Below are 16,560 nucleotides of genomic sequence, written 5' to 3'. Positions count from 1 at the left end.
TCGCTTTTTGTAAAACCTTTGATACATCTATGGGTACAAGCAAAACTTTTTCTAAATTAGCTCCTCTAATTTCTTGTGCGAATTGACTTCTTCTTAATCCTTGTATACTCTTAAGTAGTCTCATTGACTATGGCCTCCTTGGCGGGTTGGTAAATGATTGAGTTAACTTGGTTAAGTAGTTCAATCGTAGCATAGTCTTGGGACTTTTTTATGTGTAAAAATATTATTTCATACACCAGAAAGTATAAAAGTTTTCAGCAAGAGAATGGGCTAGTGACTTGGAATCCAGAACCAGCACCCAGCCAAGATGAAATGGCGACGATCTTTGCCATTTCATCCTACTCGAGTTCAAAAGTTCCTATGAGTAAAAGGGAAAAGCAACCTTTTTCTCATTTAGGAACATTTGCACTTCCTTAGGCAATACGGGGCGTCCTAAGCCTTTTGTTCCATGTTATTTTAAGCCATTAGTTCATAATTCACGATGTCTAAATATGCAGCAAAAATCCCTGGCATGAAGGGATCTTTTTTTTAGAAGGAAAAGGATTGACAAATAAAACCAGATTGATATAATTTAAGTAATTAAGTAAGTTCTTAAATACTTAAATAATGACACTGGAGGTTTACTAGTTGGCCATCAATGATTTATTTAAAGCTTTATCTGATGAAAATAGAAGAAAAATCTTAGATTTATTAAGAAAGGGGGATTTGACAGCAGGAGAAATTGCTGACCATTTTGATATGAGTAAAGCAGGGATATCGCAACATCTATCTGTTTTAAAAAATGCTGAGCTAGTGTATGCCATAAAGAGAGGGCAGTATGTGTATTACTCTCTAAATTCAACTGTGTTCCAAGATGTAATGAAATGGATCATTCAGTTTCAGTCCAATCCAAAGGGGGATTCACGATGAAAAAAATATGTATAGGCGTTTTAATTTTTATATCTTTCGGTATAAGTGTTTACTTAATAGGCACAAATACAGCCTTAGAGGAAACAAAATATGGTGCGGTAGAAGTCATATTATTTAGCATGCCGTTTACGATGATCCTAGTTAACAGCACACTATTCTTCCTTCCAACATTACTAAGATCAAATGAGTTATATGCTCGATATAAAAAAGGATTAGAGAATATCTTTCTGTCTTTATCACTCATACTGATGATCCTACATTTGGGTTTAATTTTATTAGTAACGGGAACGGATATTAATTTAATGTTACTCATCCCTATATGCGTAGGTATCGTACTTATTACAACAGCAAATACACTTCCGAGATTTCAAGTAGAAATCAGCCCAACATCCTCTGAATTCACTCAATCTACTTATCACGCATGGAACATTATTGTCCGTCCATTTTCTTTACCACTTTATATGGGTGGTTCAATCATGTTATTTTGTGTGTTTCTTCCAGGATCATTGCTGCTGATTGGCTTCTTTTCTATACTTTTCTGTACACTCCTTGTCGCGTTTTATTTTTCGTATCGAGCCTATCAGACACATTTAACAAATTGATGGGAGTGAGTTTCTTTGACTAATGCTAAGGCTTGTTCTGAATGTGGCTCAACAGAAACAAAGATAGGCGAATTTAAAGGGTATGGATCATTATTCAAGAAAAACGCAATCGTGAAGTGTTCTGAAGTAGAGGCATATTTTTGTAGTACTTGTGGTAATATTTTTTCCCTAAGAGTAAGAAACCCTGAAAAGCTGTGATGGAAATTAACAAAGATGGAGAAATGCTCCCTTTATTCAGCAAAAGAAGGAGATTTAGCAGATGTAGCTTTGCCTTAAAAATTGGCACCTATAAATATTTCCAATCTGGCACTTACGTATAGATTCAGTATTTTATAGAATGTAAATAATTTGAATCAAATTTTACTTGAATATGAGGTGAAACCAATATGTATATACCAAAACATTATGAGATTACGGATGAAGATGTTATTTATGACTATATCGAAAAAAATAGCTTCGCAATACTATTTTCACAACATAATGGAGAACCATATGCTACTCATCTCCCACTACAATTAAATAGAGATGAAAAAGAGTTATATGGTCATATTGCCCGTCCAAACGAGCAATGGAAGGATGCAGAAAACCAGCAAGTTCTTGCAGTGTTTCAAGGCCCACACTGCTATATTTCACCTTCATGGTACGAAACAACTCGGGCAGTACCTACTTGGAATTATGTGTCTATACATGTATATGGGAAAATGGAAATCATTGAAGATGAGCAAGTGGCATTCCAATTATTAAGTGATTTAGTCGATCAATATGAAGCACCAAATAGCTCCTACAAATTGAATCAAGTAGAACCTCGTTATGTTGAAGGAATGAGTAGAGGAATCGTCGCTTTCAAAATAAAGATAACAAAGATTGATGCGAAAGCTAAATTAAGTCAGAACCAATCAATTCAACGACAAGAGTTAATTATTCAGCATCTAGAAAATTCCACACAACATAATCAAAAAGAAATAGCATCTCTAATGAAAAAAAATCTTCAATAAAAAAAGAGTTTAGTACTATTGGTATAGAATATAAGCTATCATTTAATGGAAGGATGTCAAAAGTGTGCGGATGATGTGATGGAGGCGAGTGGTATAAAGAAAGGTTTAATTTCTCTTTTATTATTATTGATCATTTGTGGGTGTTCGAAAGAAGAAGTAAATATCGTGGAATTAGAAGAAATCGATGTATTTAACATATCAAACTATATGATTTCCGATGAAGCAGCGATATTTGGACGAAATAATGCCAATGTTTATAATAATGTCATTTATAAATCAAGTAATCATCCAAAAGTTCTTTTGTATGATAAAGAACAAGATATAAATCAGGAATATGATTTAATCATCCAAATCAAGGAAAAATATGAACAAGTCATTTTAAAGGCTAGTACTGGAGAAATAACATTAAGTGTCGATTGGGATGCATATTCATATAAGAAAAAGAAGCTTTTGCAAAGCGAAGAATTTGCAAAACAGTCATCTGTTATTGGTGCAGTATATGATATGTTACTTAATCTAGAAAAAGATAATCAAACGGTTTCAGAGAATAATGAAAGTCAGGCAGATTCAGATAATGGGACCCCTTCTAGCTTTACGTATCTTGATCGGTTAAGTGGCGCCAAAAAACAAAAATTTGAGCAATATCTTCATAATCAGGACAGCAAACAATTGATTGGATTTACCCCAGAGGAAATGATTCTTGTTTATTTACACCTCATCGCAAGTGGAAATCGGTATAATCTATATGACATCGTATATGATGATGGAACCCTTCCAAATGAAACCGATTTTGTAAAAGACTATGATAAATATTTATCAAAACAGGACTCTCAAATGATTATGAAATACCGGTATTATGATTCCATTAATCTTAGCAAAGAAAATAGTACAGAAAATTATGCGGTTGTACTCATCAAAGTATCAATCGGAGTACATTCAGAATCAACGGCCTTAAGCTTAAAAACACAAGATGGTATTTGGAAAATAGAACTACTTCATCTAATTGAAATGCTGAAAAAACAAGATGCGTAAGAAAAATTCGACAGGTGACAGTCACTTGTCGAATTTTCTTTTGTTTTCATGTCTTCTTTTTAGTTGTACATACTACAACTAAAGGAGGAAAGTCTGATGGGTGATGTAACGTATAAACAAACATGGTTCGGCAATGTGAAGGGAGATATTTTGTCAGGGATTGTTGTCGCTCTTGCCTTAATTCCAGAAGCGATAGCCTTTTCGATTATTGCAGGTGTTGACCCAATGGTAGGGTTATATGCTTCTTTCACAATTGCTGTAACAATAGCATTTATTGGTGGAAGACCTGGAATGATTTCAGCTGCAACGGGTGCTATGGCGTTGTTATTTATTGATCTAGTAGCAGATCACGGAGTTCAGTATTTATTAGCAGCGACTATTTTAACGGGCATTTTTCAAATCGTATTTGGTGTTTTTAAGTTAGCGAGATACATGAAGTTTATTCCTAGATCGGTTATGGTGGGGTTTGTAAATGCGTTAGCTATCCTCATTTTCACATCGCAGCTTCAACACTTTTACGATGAAAAATATATCGTCTTTTGGTTAGTTGGACTCACATTAGCAATTATTTACCTTTTTCCTTATCTTACAAAAGCTGTACCTTCTACATTAGTTGCGATTATTACGATAACAGCAATAAGTATCTTTATGAATTATGGGGTACGAACAGTTGGGGATATGGGGACTATTTCAAAAACATTGCCAGCGTTTCTATTGCCAGATATTCCGGTTAATTTTGAAACCTTGATGATTATTTTGCCCTATTCATTGGCTCTTGCAGTTGTAGGCTTATTAGAGTCATTATTAACCGCAACCATTGTCGATGACATGACCGATTCACAAAGTGATAAGAATATGGAGAGCAGGGGACAAGGTATCGCAAACATCATTACTGGATTCTTTGGAGGAATGGCGGGCTGCGCTATGATTGGGCAGTCAGTTATTAATGTAAAGTCTGGCGGACGAGGAAGACTTTCATCGTTAGTAGCAGGGATATTTCTCATGTTCTTAATTGTGGTTCTAGGGGATATAGTGGTCCAGATCCCAATGGGGGCATTAGCGGGAGTGATGATTATGGTAGCAATCAGTACATTTGATTGGAATTCGATTAGAACGCTTCACCTTGTGCCAAGGAGTGATGCCATTGTGATGATTGTTACGGTAGTAACAGTTGTTTTCACGCACAATCTTGCAATTGGGGTGTTTACAGGAATCTTACTCAGTGCTATCTTTTTTGTCTCCAAAATCTCAAGCGTTCGTGTAGTTAGTGAACGAGAAGGGAATACAAGGAAATATAAGATAAATGGTGAACTATTTTTTGCATCTGTTACGGAACTGTTAACGAAGTTTGATTACAGGGAAGATGTTAGTCATGTTGAAATCAACTTAAGTCGTTCGCATATATGGGATGACTCTGCCGTTGCAGCCGTGGATAAGGTTGTGAATAAATTCGAAGAAAATAACATCGTGGTCAATGTAACAGGATTAAATGAGGACAGTAGCGAATTAGTAAATAAATTGGCAAATAAACTTGGATCACATTAATGGGGGGAATAGAGATGTATAAAAAAATCCTATTAGCATCAGATGGTTCAGAGCACTCAAAAAGAGCGGCTGACAATGCCGTTCATATTGCAAAATGTACCGAAGACTCATTAATCGAAGTGGTTTATGTAGTGGATATGGGAAAAGCAAAATCCGAAGTATTAAGTAATTGGAATACTGCTGATTTAGGAGATAAGCGGAAGGAACGCATGAACGAAGTAGAACGTATGGCTCAAGAGGCCGGGGTTTCTTATAAAATTACGGTTCTTCATGGTGAACCGGGCCCTACTATAGTAGAGTACACAAATAAAAATAACTTCGACATTGTCATCATAGGTAGTAGAGGATTAAACGGCCTGCAAGAGTTTGTATTAGGAAGTGTCAGTCATAAGGTGGCAAAGCGAGCAAACTGCCCTGTACTCATTGTAAAATAAATGAATGTTTATGGTGTTTCTCTATGACATAACTCGGGGGCATGTCTATCAATTTAAAAGATTATTTTGTCCTTGAGTACTCAAATCGCGATCTATTTTAATTACTAAAAGTTTTCAGCAAGAGAATCGGCTAGTGACTTGAAATCCAGCTCCAGCACCCAGCCAAGATGAAATGGCGACGATTTCATCCTACTCGAGGTCAAATATCCCTAATGAGAAAAAGGAGAAACGCACCCTTTTTCGCATTTAGGAACATTTGCTTTGCCCGAGGCTAAACGGGGCGCACTGAGCCTTTTGTTCTTGGACGGTATGAAATAAAATCATAATTTTGGGGGAGTCTGAATCATGTAGTGAGTTAGACTTTTAAAGTTTAGCTAATTTTCCCTAGAATAATGAAAATATTTCTTGAACTGCTGTAGAATATGTTATATAAAAGCTTGTAAATGGTTATGTAAAAGGTGGATGCAATGAAAGAATGGTGGAATAAACAGAAAGAAAAAATGAGAAAAAACAAGAAGAAAAATGATAAATACACGTTTGGAGATTTTATTTCTGATGTGTTAATGTGGGTACCGGAACTAATTCTTTTACCGTTTAGAATGATTTTTTGGTTATTCAGAGGGATCATTAGGAGTATCTTTGAGTCATTCTAATGCCGATACATATATCAATAGTCTCATTATAGTAAAATAGAATATCTAATATATGAATATTTAATGGAACAGGAGAGGTTAACAATGGTTATATTATTATCCTCGTTAGGAGTTCTACTATTAGTAGGTGGATTCTTTGCAACAATTACACTAGCCGGGAAAAGTGATCAAAATTATCAAAAGTCCACAAAGGGCAATGTAACAAGGCTTCTGTCCCTTTATATAATACTGCTCGTATTAGTCATTATCGGTTTTTCGATTTATTTATTCTATTAATCTATATTTTAATAACACGAGAATCTCACGTTATAAATTGTCCATAAGTGCTTCCATTACGAGTGAAGTAACGCGTAAAATGTAGAAAGTCAACTTTTATAGATAGTTGAAAATAACAACGATTGAGAGCGGTGTATTTTATGAAGAGGTTGGTCATCATAACAGTCGGGAAAACGCATAGTGGAAAAACAACTTTTGCGAAAGCATTAGAACAGCAATTGCCGAACGCTTTGGTCATTGACCAAGATAACCATGCTGAGTTTATTAATACTTTTTATAAAAGCTTACTACCTAAGAAAGGACCTAATGCAATCAAATACGCCATTACTCAAACCATCGTGGATTACACAGTCAATCAGACTCCCTATCATGTTATCCTTTGTAATTCCAATCGTTCTAGGAAAAATCGCGAAGAATTACTTGCTGATTTTCATCAAAAAGGATTTATCAGTATCCTTGTTAGCTTTGATATACCAGATGAGGTTCTTCGAGAACGAGTTACTAATAGTGAACGGAGTACAACGATTTTTAGGAGCGCCTCTACATTTGAGGAAGTGCTTTCTCGCCAACAGTCTGACTCACTACAAGTTGACGTGGTCGCCCCAGTAGAAGGCGAAGCCAATCATTTATTTATCATTAGGGATTCAAATGAAGTTCTGCCTGTCGTTCAAAAGATTTGCCAGATTGCTCAAACTTATAACGCGTTCAAAGCGTAACTATTTTCTCAGTAACGGGAATACATTGTTCTCTATTACATAAAAAGCTTACATCTGCTTGCACACTTATAAGCATTAACCAGATTCTCAATTATTAAGGAACCTCTTCGTAAAGTGCGAAGGGGTTTTTCATATGTTCATCGATTGAATCGAAGAAAGGGTGAGGGCAGAAAATTGTTGGTTTTTTTAGGGGAAAGTGGAGATTCTAAATGAGAGAAAAAGATAGGATGGTGAAAAATCATGTTTTCAAGGCGGCACTTGATATTTAATTTGACTTTCGTACTGATTCCGTGGTTATCATTGCTATTTATCGGAAAGCGTAGTATTAAGCGTTATTCTATTGCTGGCGCCTTTATTGTTATGTTTGAAATCGTTAATCATATGTATGGACGAAAGCGAAAATGGTGGAAGTTTTACGAAAAACCAAAATCATTTGTTAGGGATGAACTACCATTTAGTATTGGACCGTATATGCCTCTTTCCATGTGGCTACTTAAATCCTCATTTGGAAACTTTAAAAAATTCATCCTCCTTAATGCGATTGCTGATGGAATCTTTGCGTTTTATTTCACTGAAGTTCTTAAAAGACTTAAAATCGCTCGACTACATCGATTAAATCATTTTCAGTTTTTTTTATACATCCACTATAAAGCCTATCTATTATATGGAGTACAGTATTTGTTTGAGAAAATAAAAAGATAAAAAGATATCATTTCTAGGAAATCTCCACTGTTCTCCTTCAACAGAATTTATGCCGCTTACTCGGCCCGAGTCTATGAAATGTATGGTAAAATAATCGAGCGACCTTAACTATTGAATCATGCTGATAAGTGGTTGTGAATAAGTTTGTGGAAAGGACAAAAGATGAAAAAATATATTGTTGCGTTTTTTCTGTTACTAGTTGGTATAGTTGGAACGATATTATTTAGTGCCGCGTTAGGGAGTAGTGGTGGCGGAGAAGTATCAAGTGGAATCTTTAATTCGGCCATGAGTGCATTAATCTTTTCAATCATATTTTTAAGTGCCACCATTCTTTTTTCTACCTTATTGTTAATAGAAGAACTAAGGAAAGGTAAAAGGTAGTATGTTGGCATTCTCATGTGAAAATTGTTCACTAGTTGAGAGTAGGATTTGCTGTGATTACAAAATATCACCTATCTTTATCCATATCAATACAGGATACCGTTGTATGAAAGTTCAGGCATCCTGTATGCAAGTATTATCCTTCTATTTCACTTACGAACGCATGGGTATTGCCTTCTGTATCCTTAAAAAACGTCATCCAAGTTTCAGTGCCACCCGTTTTTGCTACTAAATGGGGCTCGTCTATGAAAACTAATCCATCGTTTTTACATTTCTCATACGTTTCCTCTATATTTTCCACTTGAAAGTAAATGACAGAGCTTGAATGAGAAAATTCCTCTTTTTCAGGTAAACTCAGAAGAAGGCGTGTTCCATTACAATCAAAAAATGCCATTGTATCTGTTGAGAAAAGAAGCGGTAGATTAAGAGATTTATAAAACTCTACCGCTCTATTGATGTCTTTTACAGGAACTCCAATTTGATTGATTTTTTTTATTAAAGTTTTTTGCATATTGATCTCTCCATTTCATTTCGATTTCACCATGATCATAAACCATTTCTTTCACTATTTCTTATCCAAAATCACCTTTTTTCTATATTGCAGAGGCGAAAATCCAGTATATGTCTTGAATAACTTACTGAAGGAGACCGGATTATGAAAGCCTATTTGAAAGGTAATATCCGTCATATTTAATTCCAAATTCATAAGGAGCATTTTAGCTTTTTGTATTCTCATTTCAGAAATGTGCTGATGAGGTGTCTTTCCATATATTTGTGAGTAAGTCCTTAACAAATGGTTTTGTGATAAGCAGGCAATAGTTGCTATTTCTTGTAAGTTGATTGGATCGGTATAACAACACCTAATATAATCATGTGCGATACTAATTCGTTTATATAGCTCCTCGCGTGTTGATAGTTTAATACTGTTGAGTGATTCCATTTCACGAATGGAATCAAGATGAACCAGTAACATGTTTTGCATAAGGAGATAATACTGCTCATCAAACCATAACTTATCCTTTTCAAATTCCACATAATCTTTTTTAAGGGATACCAATAGACGATGTATGGTTGGCGTTATAGGATATGTCTTTTCAAAAAATTCGATGTGTTTGATTGATACTCTGGATTAGAAAGTAAAGAGTTTGTTGACTTGAATAATGTAGGTAACACTTCTTCAGCAAACCCCTCTTTAAAGAAAATACAAAAAGACTCTACTTCGCTCTTTTCATCAATTGAAATGGTATATGAACCTTGATTAAGAAGTAGATACCGACTTTCCTCAACAGAAAAAAATCCACGATTCGTTTTGTAAAAGGCTTTCCCATTTGAAAATGTCTTTATTGAAAGTTGACCGTTACCTTCCCAATAAAATCGGTTGCTTTTAGCATGAAGGATATAGTTATTAGATTCCGTTTTACTCATATAAAATCCTCTTAATGTTATTGTATCTAGTCATCATTTCCATTATTTATCATTATATATGATTTAATAGATTCCAACATTATTTACGAATTGTTAATTAGTATCTATATTCTCTTATTTGGGATAAAGAAAGTATGACCTCATGAATACAACAGGACTTTAGAAAACGATCTTACTCAAAGAAAAGCAGAGGTTATCCCTAGCTAGGCTTCATTATATTAATAGATACATTTTTTACGAATAACTTAAAAAATACACTTAGTAATGGAGACTACTAGTATCCACCAATTCCATTAATAGCTCGATATTCACTCAATGGTAAACATCCTGTTTTACGTTTTCATGGCAGAGTTGAGATTTTCATTCATTGTTTAACTGTTTTTTTAATTTGTTGTTTTGAGCAATAATAATGCTACTATAAACAGAAGTTACGATCATACTTCATATGGAAAGGAACAGTAATACAACAAGGTGGTTATCGAGCATGGGTCATACCTCCTCTAGGTGTATATTTATTTTTTACGCAGTTCTTCCGTATTATGCTTATACGAAAAACCAAGTTAATGTTTTTCGAAATAAAAAATTCAGCACCTCAATCATGTATGATTGGTGCTGAATTTATTTTTGATTTAATTTTAGTAAAAAAGCATTCGGGTCTGTTGGACGAAAGCTTCCGCCGTGTGGCTCCTGGCTGATAATAATATATTCAAGCATTGGGACCGTTCTATCTTTAATATATAACTGCCCTGTTTGACCACTAATCATGATGATCCCAGCATCCTTTAGTTCATTCTTCGTTTGAATCCACGCTTGGTATTCATTAAGCATCGAAGGCTTGAGTCCTTCCATGACTAACATTAATTCCTCCGAGGACGTATTAATCCAAGCGTAACCAGAGACTGGATTTGATACATCAGGGACTAAATCATAGATTCTTGTATCAGTCTTTACTAGAAATGGACTATTTTCAGAATTAAACGGAACAGTCCTATTTTTAGGATCTTCGGCCTGCAGAACGTTGGCCATTAGTAACAAGGAAGCCATAATCAATGCTGGTAGTAAGACAGCACGCTGTTTCAATCGTTCAACTAGAATAGAGCAAACAATTGTTAATTTGATTTTTATAGACGGAATCGTCACACTTTGTGCATCGAACATATTGTCCCAGTATTCATATAGTTCCTTACATGGATGACATGTTTCCATGTGCTTGCGAATACGTAGCTCTTCCGCTACTTCCACTTTCTCTAGGGCTAGATCTACTACTTTTTCTTCATATAAACAGCTCAAACTTCTCACCCCATTTACATATGTAAGTGCTTTTTCATATTTTTCAATCCGTATCTTACAAGTGATTTCACAGTACCAAGCGGTCTTTGCAAGGAATGGGCAAGCTCTTGATGTGACTGATGTAGAAAGAAATTACCGTATACGGCATCTCGCTGTGGCTTTGGAATTTTCTCAAGTGCTTGAAGAAGTGCTTGTTTCGTATCATTTTGGACGACTTGGTCCTCAACCCAGTCCGCTGGAGTTATTGGTTCTACATGATCTGAACCTGAAACAAGCTCGGTACGTTTTTTCCTCTTGATCCTATCCAAGCACCGTGACTTTGTCTTTACAGCTATCCATGCCTCGATACTGCCTCGATCTGGGTTGTAACTGCTGGGATTCTTATAAATTTCAAGGAACACGTCATGGCATACATCTTCAGCATCCTGAGTGTTTTTTAACATGTTTAGTGAGATACGATACACAATTCCTATATACGAATCGTAAAAATGTGAGAAGTCCTGTAACGTATTTAATTGTAGGTTTTTACCCTCCGTTTTCATTCAAATCACCTCATGCTATGTGCATTTCAGCTTTTCTTCTATATATAACTACGAATCAGATTCACTTTTAGATTTATCATAAAAAATTTTTTTTTGTAAATCTACCTTTTAAAAAAATTCGTATACATTTATGAAAAATAATCAACCGGAGGAGATGTAAAGTGAAAAAGTGTTTTGCTTTAATGGTAGGTTTGGTAGTTCTTATTGTCCCTCTATTGGAAGGGAAATCATTCGCCGCGGGTGGGATCACCTTGTATACACCTTACACGGGGATTACGGTTACTCCTGGTGAAACAATTACGTATGAAATGGATTTGATAAATGCTACTGAAAATGTTCAACAAGTTTCGTTTCGTCTAGATGGCGTACCCGAGGATTGGGATTATGAAATTACCTCTAGTGGACGGAGCGTGCAGGAGATAGCCGTTAAACCACAAGCTGAGCAAGCTTTCACACTTGATGTTGAGGTTCCACTGCAAGTTCAAAAGGGGGAATATCATTTTTCAGTTGTCACTATGAGTTCATCTGGCATCACAGATAAGATACCATTATCGGTTGTCGTTAGTGAGAAAGGTGTATTTAAAACCGAGCTCACGACGGAACAGGCGAACATGGAGGGAAGCTCGGATTCCACCTTCCGTTATAAGCTCACGTTAAAAAACAGAACTGCCCAGGAACAAACATATGCACTCGTTGCAGAAGTTGAACGTGGCTGGGATGTAAAGTTTGAAGTCGATGGAAAAAGTGTTACCTCGATAACCGTGGATTCGAACGCTGAGAAGGATATTACAACCGTTATTACTCCGCCTTCACAGGTAAAATCTGGTATTTATCCTGTTCCAATTATGGCAACGAACAACTCAACTAGTAGTGAAGTAACACTCGAAGCAGCTGTAACCGGAACATATGATATGAATTTGACAACACCATCTGGTCGTCTTAGTGAAGATGTTACAGCAGGAGGTGAGAAAACAATTGAGCTAGTAGTTGAAAATACAGGTACATCAGAATTACGTGATATTTCACTGAAAGCGAGTCAACCGATTGGCTGGAAGGTAACATTTGACCCATCTGAAATAAAGAAAATTGAGCCGGGTCAATCTGAAAAAGTGATGGCAACTATTTCTGCTAGTGATCAAGCAATTGCTGGTGACTATATTGTAGATATCTCGTCTCAAACCCCTGAAGCATCTGGGACTGCAACCTTTAGGATGCAGGTGGAAACCTCCATGTTTGTAGGCTGGGTAGCGATACTAATAATGCTGGCTGTAGTGGCAGCAATCGTTTACGTCATGCGAAAGTATGGGAGAAGATAGTCATGAAGGAACCCATTATAGAGATTAGCCAACTAAGTAAAAGTTATCAGGAAAAAATGGCTGTAAAGGATTTATCGTTAACTATACATCGAGGGGAAGTATTTGGCTTACTCGGTCCAAATGGAGCCGGAAAATCTACCACCATTCTCATGCTTCTAGGTATGACCGAGCCATCAAGTGGTTCATGTTCAGTCTGTGGGTTCGATTCTACTACCAAGCCGATAGAAGTCAAAAGAAAAGTAGGATATTTACCTGATAATATCGGTTTCTATGATGACCTGACTGGTTTGGAGAACCTTACCTACACAGCTCAATTAAATGGAATTGGGAAAGAGGAAGCAGCTGATGAAGCTCGGTCCATATTAAAGCAGGTGGGTTTGGAGGAGTCTGCGAACAACAAGGTGAGGACATATTCACGTGGTATGAAACAGAGATTAGGGCTAGCAGATGTATTAATTAAACGTCCAGAAGTCATCATCCTTGATGAACCTACGCTAGGTATTGATCCAAAAGGTGTTCAAGAGCTATTAGAATTGATTAAAACCTTAAGTAAAAGCGTCGGTATCACCGTCCTACTTTCTTCTCACCATCTATATCAGGTCCAAGAAATCTGTGATCGTGTCGGTTTATTTGTTGATGGTACTCTTGTAGCATGTGGAACGATTGAGGAGTTATCAAATCAGCTATTTGAGCAAGAGGAGGTTACAACGATTGTAGATGTTGACGATATGGATGAACAACTACTTCAAGCTATTAAACAAGTAGAACATGTGATTACTTTAAATTCTGATAATAAGCAGATTGTTGTTCGAAGTAGAAGGGATGTTACCTCCCAACTTGCTCAATCTATCATTCAAAGGGGCTATCAATTGACCGCTATATCAAAGCGGAAATACGGACTTGATGATATTTATCATCGCTATTTTGAAGGAGGTAAAGTGCATGGTGGGAGGTAATCAATCGTTTTGGGTAATGGTTAAAAAAGAATTACGTGATCAAGTCATGAGCTGGAGGTTTCTTATTATCATCATTTTACTACTGTTGACTTGCATGGCTTCTTTATACACGGCGCTTTCAAATATTAGGGATGCTGCTCAATCAATTGATGCTGACGATGCATTTTTGTTTTTGAAAATGTTTACAATATCGGATCCGGACAGCTCGCTACCACCGTTCATTACGTTTATTAGTTTTTTAGGTCCGTTACTAGGGATTGGACTAGGGTTTGATGCAATCAATTCCGAACGAAATAACCGTACGCTTCCACGCGTACTGGCACAGCCTATTCCAAGGGATTATCTCATTAATGCAAAGTTCACTGCATCTCTACTACTAATTGGTGGAATGTTACTATCGTTAGGGCTTATTGTCACAGCTCTAGCGATTCTGTCAATTGGATTATTGCCTTCGTGGGAAGAGTTTTGGAGAATCATTGTGTATATACTTTCAAGTGTGGTGTACGTAGCTTTTTGGCTGAACCTAGCAATTCTCTGCTCGGTTCGTTTTCGTCAGGCAGCCACCTCGGCACTTGCAAGTCTTGGAGTATGGTTGTTCTTCTCTATCTTCTTTGCCATGATTATCAGCATGATTGGTGGGGCTACTGCTCCAAAAACAGAGACAGCAACAATGGAAGAGGCAGTTTCTAGTCAAGAGCTCATTACCAATCTATCACGAGTAAATCCAAGTTATTTATTTAGTGAGGTTACGACTATTTTACTCACACCAGAAATCCGTACACTAGGACCTCTATCGATGGAGCAGGTCGTAGGTGCTATTCCAAGTCCGTTACCACTAGCTGAAAGCTTACTTTTAATCTGGCCACAATGTTTAGCTCTTCTAGCGGGAACTTTAATATGTTTTGCCATTAGCTATATCATTTTTATGAGACAGGAAATTCGAACGTAAGAGAAAAAATACCTCTCCCACGAAAAGGGAGGGGTATTTATTTCCTCGAACTACGTTAAAAAATGATATAGTTATCATGAGGTGTTCCAAATGAATCAAACATTAAAAAATGACTTAGTCCGTTATCAAAAGGCGCATCAAAACAAGTGGAATCAAATTCTTCATTATTTTGCATTTCTGTTTGCCTTTCTAGCATGGGTATTCTTATTTATTAATCTTTATGTAACAATTTGCTTGGCTGTCTTACATTATGTATTATCATGGATTGGACATTTTTACTTTGAAAAGAACAAACCCGCATCATTTAAACATCCGTTCCTTGGATTTTATGCAGGGTTTATGTGGTTTTTTATGAAGAGCTTTGAGCTACTTACCGGAAAACAGATACTACCGAAATGATTGTTTAATCTCTTAATAGCTTGTAATTCCAACTATAAGTTTTACTTGACTACGGTTCTTTCTTTGTTTCTTGAACCCATCTTTGGAATCAAGGATTAGAACTGTTCTTCTCATCCAAATCCGTATGTAGAAGGACCGAAAATTTATAGGACCCATCATTCCTCTTTCTTCTATTTCTGAGCCGTCTTCGTATTCTATTTCCGTACGAATCAACCACCTATTCCCTATACCAAATTCAATATATTTCATTGAGAAATCACCCTTTTATGAAGTCTAACAAGATTGTACCATTGTGAACGTGACATTTATAGATGGATGGGAAAAAGGCATAAGCTGTAGATTTGATAGAAGAAGTAGTATAAGAATTAGCACAGTCGATAGGAAGATATACAAAATCATTGTAGATGCAGTCAGTAATCAAGCAGCTTACATATCCCTTCAAAATACATGTAAATGCCAAGGATTATCCACCATAAAATCAATCCAATATCTACGAAAATGATTATTCATAGAGTAGCAACTCTGCCCATCAAGTGATCCCTCTTAGATATAGTTTTATATTGAATCTATTTTTTATTTACCATATACCATCATTTTACACATATTAATAGCGCGAAGGGATTATTGCAAAATGGATAAAAAAGAAGGAAATAATAAATCATTGTTGAAATAACCAATAATTAACAAAATGGGATGGTGAAAACATTGGACTTAAAGATTGTTAACAGTGTGAGAACAAATAATTTTAAAGATGAGCTTATCATGCAAAAAATTATCGGGCTGTGGAATGAGGCATCTAGTGTTTTGGACAATCGAAATGTGATTACCTATGGTGTGTATCATGATTACGAAAGTGATTATAAGGGTGATTACACAGTAAGCGTAGCTATCGAAAGCAATGACCATGAATCTAGCATTCAAATTACTGATGAATCTAGCTATGAAATATTTATTGTCGATCAAGCAGATGAGCACGGAGTAATCAACACGTGGAAAGAGATCTGGAACCGTGAGGAGAGCGGGAGCTTGCGAAGAGCTTACACGTATGATTTTGAGAAATACTGTCCTAATGGAAAAATTGAGATACATATAGCAGTTAAGTAGCTATGTAATTATGAATTGCGGTCAAGAGATAATATTAGTAGAGTTATGCTTGATATCGACGAAAAAAATGTTCTTTTTTACTAAATGTAGGAGTTTTTACAGTTGAATAAGCTATTGAATCAATTTTGTGGATATTTGAAAATGAAATTCAGCTATTTTTATAGTTTGATCGAGTCTTATCATCAACTTGGTCGATTTTATCGTCAAGTTCCGTAAAATTATCAGCAACTCCGGGTTGGCCCCCTTATTTAGGACACTTACTTTAAATATCTCTTTTTATCTTAGTTTTTCATTTTTTCTTATAAAGAGGAAATTGCCCCCACTATTTTACTCT

At 36.0% G+C, this 16,560-nt stretch carries 20 protein-coding genes and 1 pseudogene; 16 read left to right on the top strand and 5 right to left on the bottom strand.

Annotation, left to right across the window (positions count from 1 at the left end):
* Positions 1 to 633: 633 nt before the first annotated feature.
* From ACFSCX_RS15565 to ACFSCX_RS15515, 11 genes are all read left to right on the top strand, one after another.
* Entirely contained in the window at positions 634 to 909 is a 276-nt protein-coding gene (locus ACFSCX_RS15565; protein ID WP_377929174.1) for an autorepressor SdpR family transcription factor, read from the top strand.
* Positions 906 to 1,511, top strand: coding sequence for an SdpI family protein (locus ACFSCX_RS15560; RefSeq protein WP_377929173.1), 606 nt, complete (start codon positions 906 to 908; stop codon positions 1,509 to 1,511). The genes ACFSCX_RS15565 and ACFSCX_RS15560 overlap by 4 nt, the downstream gene beginning before the upstream one ends.
* Positions 1,512 to 1,897: 386 nt before the next feature.
* Positions 1,898 to 2,506, top strand: coding sequence for an FMN-binding negative transcriptional regulator (locus tag ACFSCX_RS15555; RefSeq protein ID WP_377929172.1), 609 nt, complete (start codon positions 1,898 to 1,900; stop codon positions 2,504 to 2,506).
* Between the two features lie 78 nt (positions 2,507 to 2,584).
* A complete protein-coding gene (locus ACFSCX_RS15550) occupies positions 2,585 to 3,538 on the top strand; it encodes a hypothetical protein (RefSeq protein ID WP_377929171.1) in 954 nt (317 codons plus the stop codon).
* A 96-nt stretch (positions 3,539 to 3,634) separates the two neighbouring features.
* Positions 3,635 to 5,083 carry a SulP family inorganic anion transporter gene (locus ACFSCX_RS15545; RefSeq protein WP_377929170.1) on the top strand — a complete coding sequence of 483 codons (1,449 nt, stop codon included), beginning with the start codon at positions 3,635 to 3,637 and terminating at the stop codon, positions 5,081 to 5,083.
* Between the two features lie 14 nt (positions 5,084 to 5,097).
* Positions 5,098 to 5,517, top strand: a complete 420-nt coding sequence (locus ACFSCX_RS15540; RefSeq protein ID WP_377929169.1) for a universal stress protein — start codon at positions 5,098 to 5,100, stop codon at positions 5,515 to 5,517.
* A 467-nt stretch (positions 5,518 to 5,984) separates the two neighbouring features.
* Positions 5,985 to 6,170, top strand: a complete 186-nt coding sequence (locus ACFSCX_RS15535) for a hypothetical protein (RefSeq protein ID WP_377929168.1) — start codon at positions 5,985 to 5,987, stop codon at positions 6,168 to 6,170.
* An 84-nt stretch (positions 6,171 to 6,254) separates the two neighbouring features.
* Positions 6,255 to 6,446: a hypothetical protein gene (locus ACFSCX_RS15530; protein WP_377929167.1), complete on the top strand. Its 192-nt coding sequence runs from the start codon at positions 6,255 to 6,257 to the stop codon at positions 6,444 to 6,446.
* Positions 6,447 to 6,586: 140 nt separating this feature from the next.
* Positions 6,587 to 7,162: an ATP-binding protein gene (locus ACFSCX_RS15525; RefSeq protein WP_377929166.1), complete on the top strand. Its 576-nt coding sequence runs from the start codon at positions 6,587 to 6,589 to the stop codon at positions 7,160 to 7,162.
* 240 nt (positions 7,163 to 7,402) lie between these two features.
* Positions 7,403 to 7,864 (top strand): hypothetical protein, encoded by a 462-nt coding sequence (locus ACFSCX_RS15520; protein ID WP_377929165.1) that lies wholly within the window; start codon positions 7,403 to 7,405, stop codon positions 7,862 to 7,864.
* 162 nt (positions 7,865 to 8,026) lie between these two features.
* On the top strand, positions 8,027 to 8,245 hold the full coding sequence (locus tag ACFSCX_RS15515; protein ID WP_377929164.1) for a hypothetical protein: 219 nt from the start codon (positions 8,027 to 8,029) through the stop codon (positions 8,243 to 8,245).
* A 136-nt stretch (positions 8,246 to 8,381) separates the two neighbouring features.
* Here ACFSCX_RS15515 and ACFSCX_RS15510 read toward each other — a convergent pair whose 3' ends face one another.
* The 4 genes and pseudogenes from ACFSCX_RS15510 to ACFSCX_RS15495 form a co-directional block, all read right to left on the bottom strand.
* Positions 8,382 to 8,756, bottom strand: a complete 375-nt coding sequence (locus ACFSCX_RS15510; protein ID WP_377929163.1) for a VOC family protein — start codon at positions 8,754 to 8,756, stop codon at positions 8,382 to 8,384.
* Positions 8,757 to 8,810: 54 nt separating this feature from the next.
* A pseudogene (locus ACFSCX_RS15505) lies at positions 8,811 to 9,670 on the bottom strand (helix-turn-helix domain-containing protein).
* Between the two features lie 618 nt (positions 9,671 to 10,288).
* Positions 10,289 to 10,960, bottom strand: a complete 672-nt coding sequence (locus ACFSCX_RS15500) for a hypothetical protein (protein ID WP_377929162.1) — start codon at positions 10,958 to 10,960, stop codon at positions 10,289 to 10,291.
* 14 nt (positions 10,961 to 10,974) lie between these two features.
* Entirely contained in the window at positions 10,975 to 11,502 is a 528-nt protein-coding gene (locus ACFSCX_RS15495; protein ID WP_377929161.1) for an RNA polymerase sigma factor, read from the bottom strand.
* A 161-nt stretch (positions 11,503 to 11,663) separates the two neighbouring features.
* On the opposite strand from ACFSCX_RS15495, the gene ACFSCX_RS15490 reads away from it, so the two are divergent.
* From ACFSCX_RS15490 to ACFSCX_RS15475, 4 genes are all read left to right on the top strand, one after another.
* The gene (locus ACFSCX_RS15490) at positions 11,664 to 12,818 is read left to right on the top strand and encodes a COG1470 family protein (protein ID WP_377929160.1); all 1,155 of its coding nucleotides are present in this window, start codon (positions 11,664 to 11,666) and stop codon (positions 12,816 to 12,818) included.
* A gap of 2 nt (positions 12,819 to 12,820) precedes the next feature.
* Complete coding sequence (locus ACFSCX_RS15485) at positions 12,821 to 13,774, top strand: ABC transporter ATP-binding protein (RefSeq protein WP_377929159.1); 954 nt, start codon at positions 12,821 to 12,823, stop codon at positions 13,772 to 13,774.
* Complete coding sequence (locus ACFSCX_RS15480) at positions 13,761 to 14,723, top strand: ABC transporter permease (RefSeq protein WP_377929158.1); 963 nt, start codon at positions 13,761 to 13,763, stop codon at positions 14,721 to 14,723. The genes ACFSCX_RS15485 and ACFSCX_RS15480 overlap by 14 nt, the downstream gene beginning before the upstream one ends.
* Positions 14,724 to 14,813: 90 nt before the next feature.
* Positions 14,814 to 15,122: a DUF962 domain-containing protein gene (locus tag ACFSCX_RS15475; RefSeq protein WP_377929157.1), complete on the top strand. Its 309-nt coding sequence runs from the start codon at positions 14,814 to 14,816 to the stop codon at positions 15,120 to 15,122.
* Positions 15,123 to 15,134: 12 nt separating this feature from the next.
* Here the strand turns inward: ACFSCX_RS15475 and ACFSCX_RS15470 are convergent, their stop codons facing one another.
* Positions 15,135 to 15,371: a DUF3977 family protein gene (locus tag ACFSCX_RS15470; protein WP_377929156.1), complete on the bottom strand. Its 237-nt coding sequence runs from the start codon at positions 15,369 to 15,371 to the stop codon at positions 15,135 to 15,137.
* A 447-nt stretch (positions 15,372 to 15,818) separates the two neighbouring features.
* Between ACFSCX_RS15470 and ACFSCX_RS15465 the strand changes: the two genes are divergently transcribed.
* The gene (locus ACFSCX_RS15465) at positions 15,819 to 16,226 is read left to right on the top strand and encodes a GyrI-like domain-containing protein (RefSeq protein ID WP_377929155.1); all 408 of its coding nucleotides are present in this window, start codon (positions 15,819 to 15,821) and stop codon (positions 16,224 to 16,226) included.
* Positions 16,227 to 16,560: the final 334 nt, after the last annotated feature.

Source organism: Bacillus salitolerans (assembly GCF_042680805.1).
GTDB lineage: Bacteria > Bacillota > Bacilli > Bacillales > SA4 > Bacillus_CJ > Bacillus_CJ salitolerans.
This window is presented reverse-complemented; position numbering and strand designations above follow the sequence as displayed.

Bases quoted from the DNA above. Each gene is read 5' to 3' on its own strand.
- ACFSCX_RS15550 (WP_377929171.1), top strand. From the start codon at position 2,585: ATGGAGGCGAGTGGTATAAAGAAAGGTTTAATTTCTCTTTTATTATTA.
- ACFSCX_RS15515 (WP_377929164.1), top strand. From the start codon at position 8,027: ATGAAAAAATATATTGTTGCGTTTTTTCTGTTACTAGTTGGTATAGTT.
- ACFSCX_RS15535 (WP_377929168.1), top strand. From the start codon at position 5,985: ATGAAAGAATGGTGGAATAAACAGAAAGAAAAAATGAGAAAAAACAAG.
- ACFSCX_RS15475 (WP_377929157.1), top strand. From the start codon at position 14,814: ATGAATCAAACATTAAAAAATGACTTAGTCCGTTATCAAAAGGCGCAT.
- ACFSCX_RS15495 (WP_377929161.1), bottom strand. From the start codon at position 11,502: ATGAAAACGGAGGGTAAAAACCTACAATTAAATACGTTACAGGACTTC.
- ACFSCX_RS15480 (WP_377929158.1), top strand. From the start codon at position 13,761: ATGGTGGGAGGTAATCAATCGTTTTGGGTAATGGTTAAAAAAGAATTA.
- ACFSCX_RS15540 (WP_377929169.1), top strand. From the start codon at position 5,098: ATGTATAAAAAAATCCTATTAGCATCAGATGGTTCAGAGCACTCAAAA.
- ACFSCX_RS15545 (WP_377929170.1), top strand. From the start codon at position 3,635: ATGGGTGATGTAACGTATAAACAAACATGGTTCGGCAATGTGAAGGGA.
- ACFSCX_RS15560 (WP_377929173.1), top strand. From the start codon at position 906: ATGAAAAAAATATGTATAGGCGTTTTAATTTTTATATCTTTCGGTATA.
- ACFSCX_RS15485 (WP_377929159.1), top strand. From the start codon at position 12,821: ATGAAGGAACCCATTATAGAGATTAGCCAACTAAGTAAAAGTTATCAG.
- ACFSCX_RS15555 (WP_377929172.1), top strand. From the start codon at position 1,898: ATGTATATACCAAAACATTATGAGATTACGGATGAAGATGTTATTTAT.
- ACFSCX_RS15510 (WP_377929163.1), bottom strand. From the start codon at position 8,756: ATGCAAAAAACTTTAATAAAAAAAATCAATCAAATTGGAGTTCCTGTA.
- ACFSCX_RS15470 (WP_377929156.1), bottom strand. From the start codon at position 15,371: ATGAAATATATTGAATTTGGTATAGGGAATAGGTGGTTGATTCGTACG.
- ACFSCX_RS15520 (WP_377929165.1), top strand. From the start codon at position 7,403: ATGTTTTCAAGGCGGCACTTGATATTTAATTTGACTTTCGTACTGATT.
- ACFSCX_RS15530 (WP_377929167.1), top strand. From the start codon at position 6,255: ATGGTTATATTATTATCCTCGTTAGGAGTTCTACTATTAGTAGGTGGA.
- ACFSCX_RS15525 (WP_377929166.1), top strand. From the start codon at position 6,587: ATGAAGAGGTTGGTCATCATAACAGTCGGGAAAACGCATAGTGGAAAA.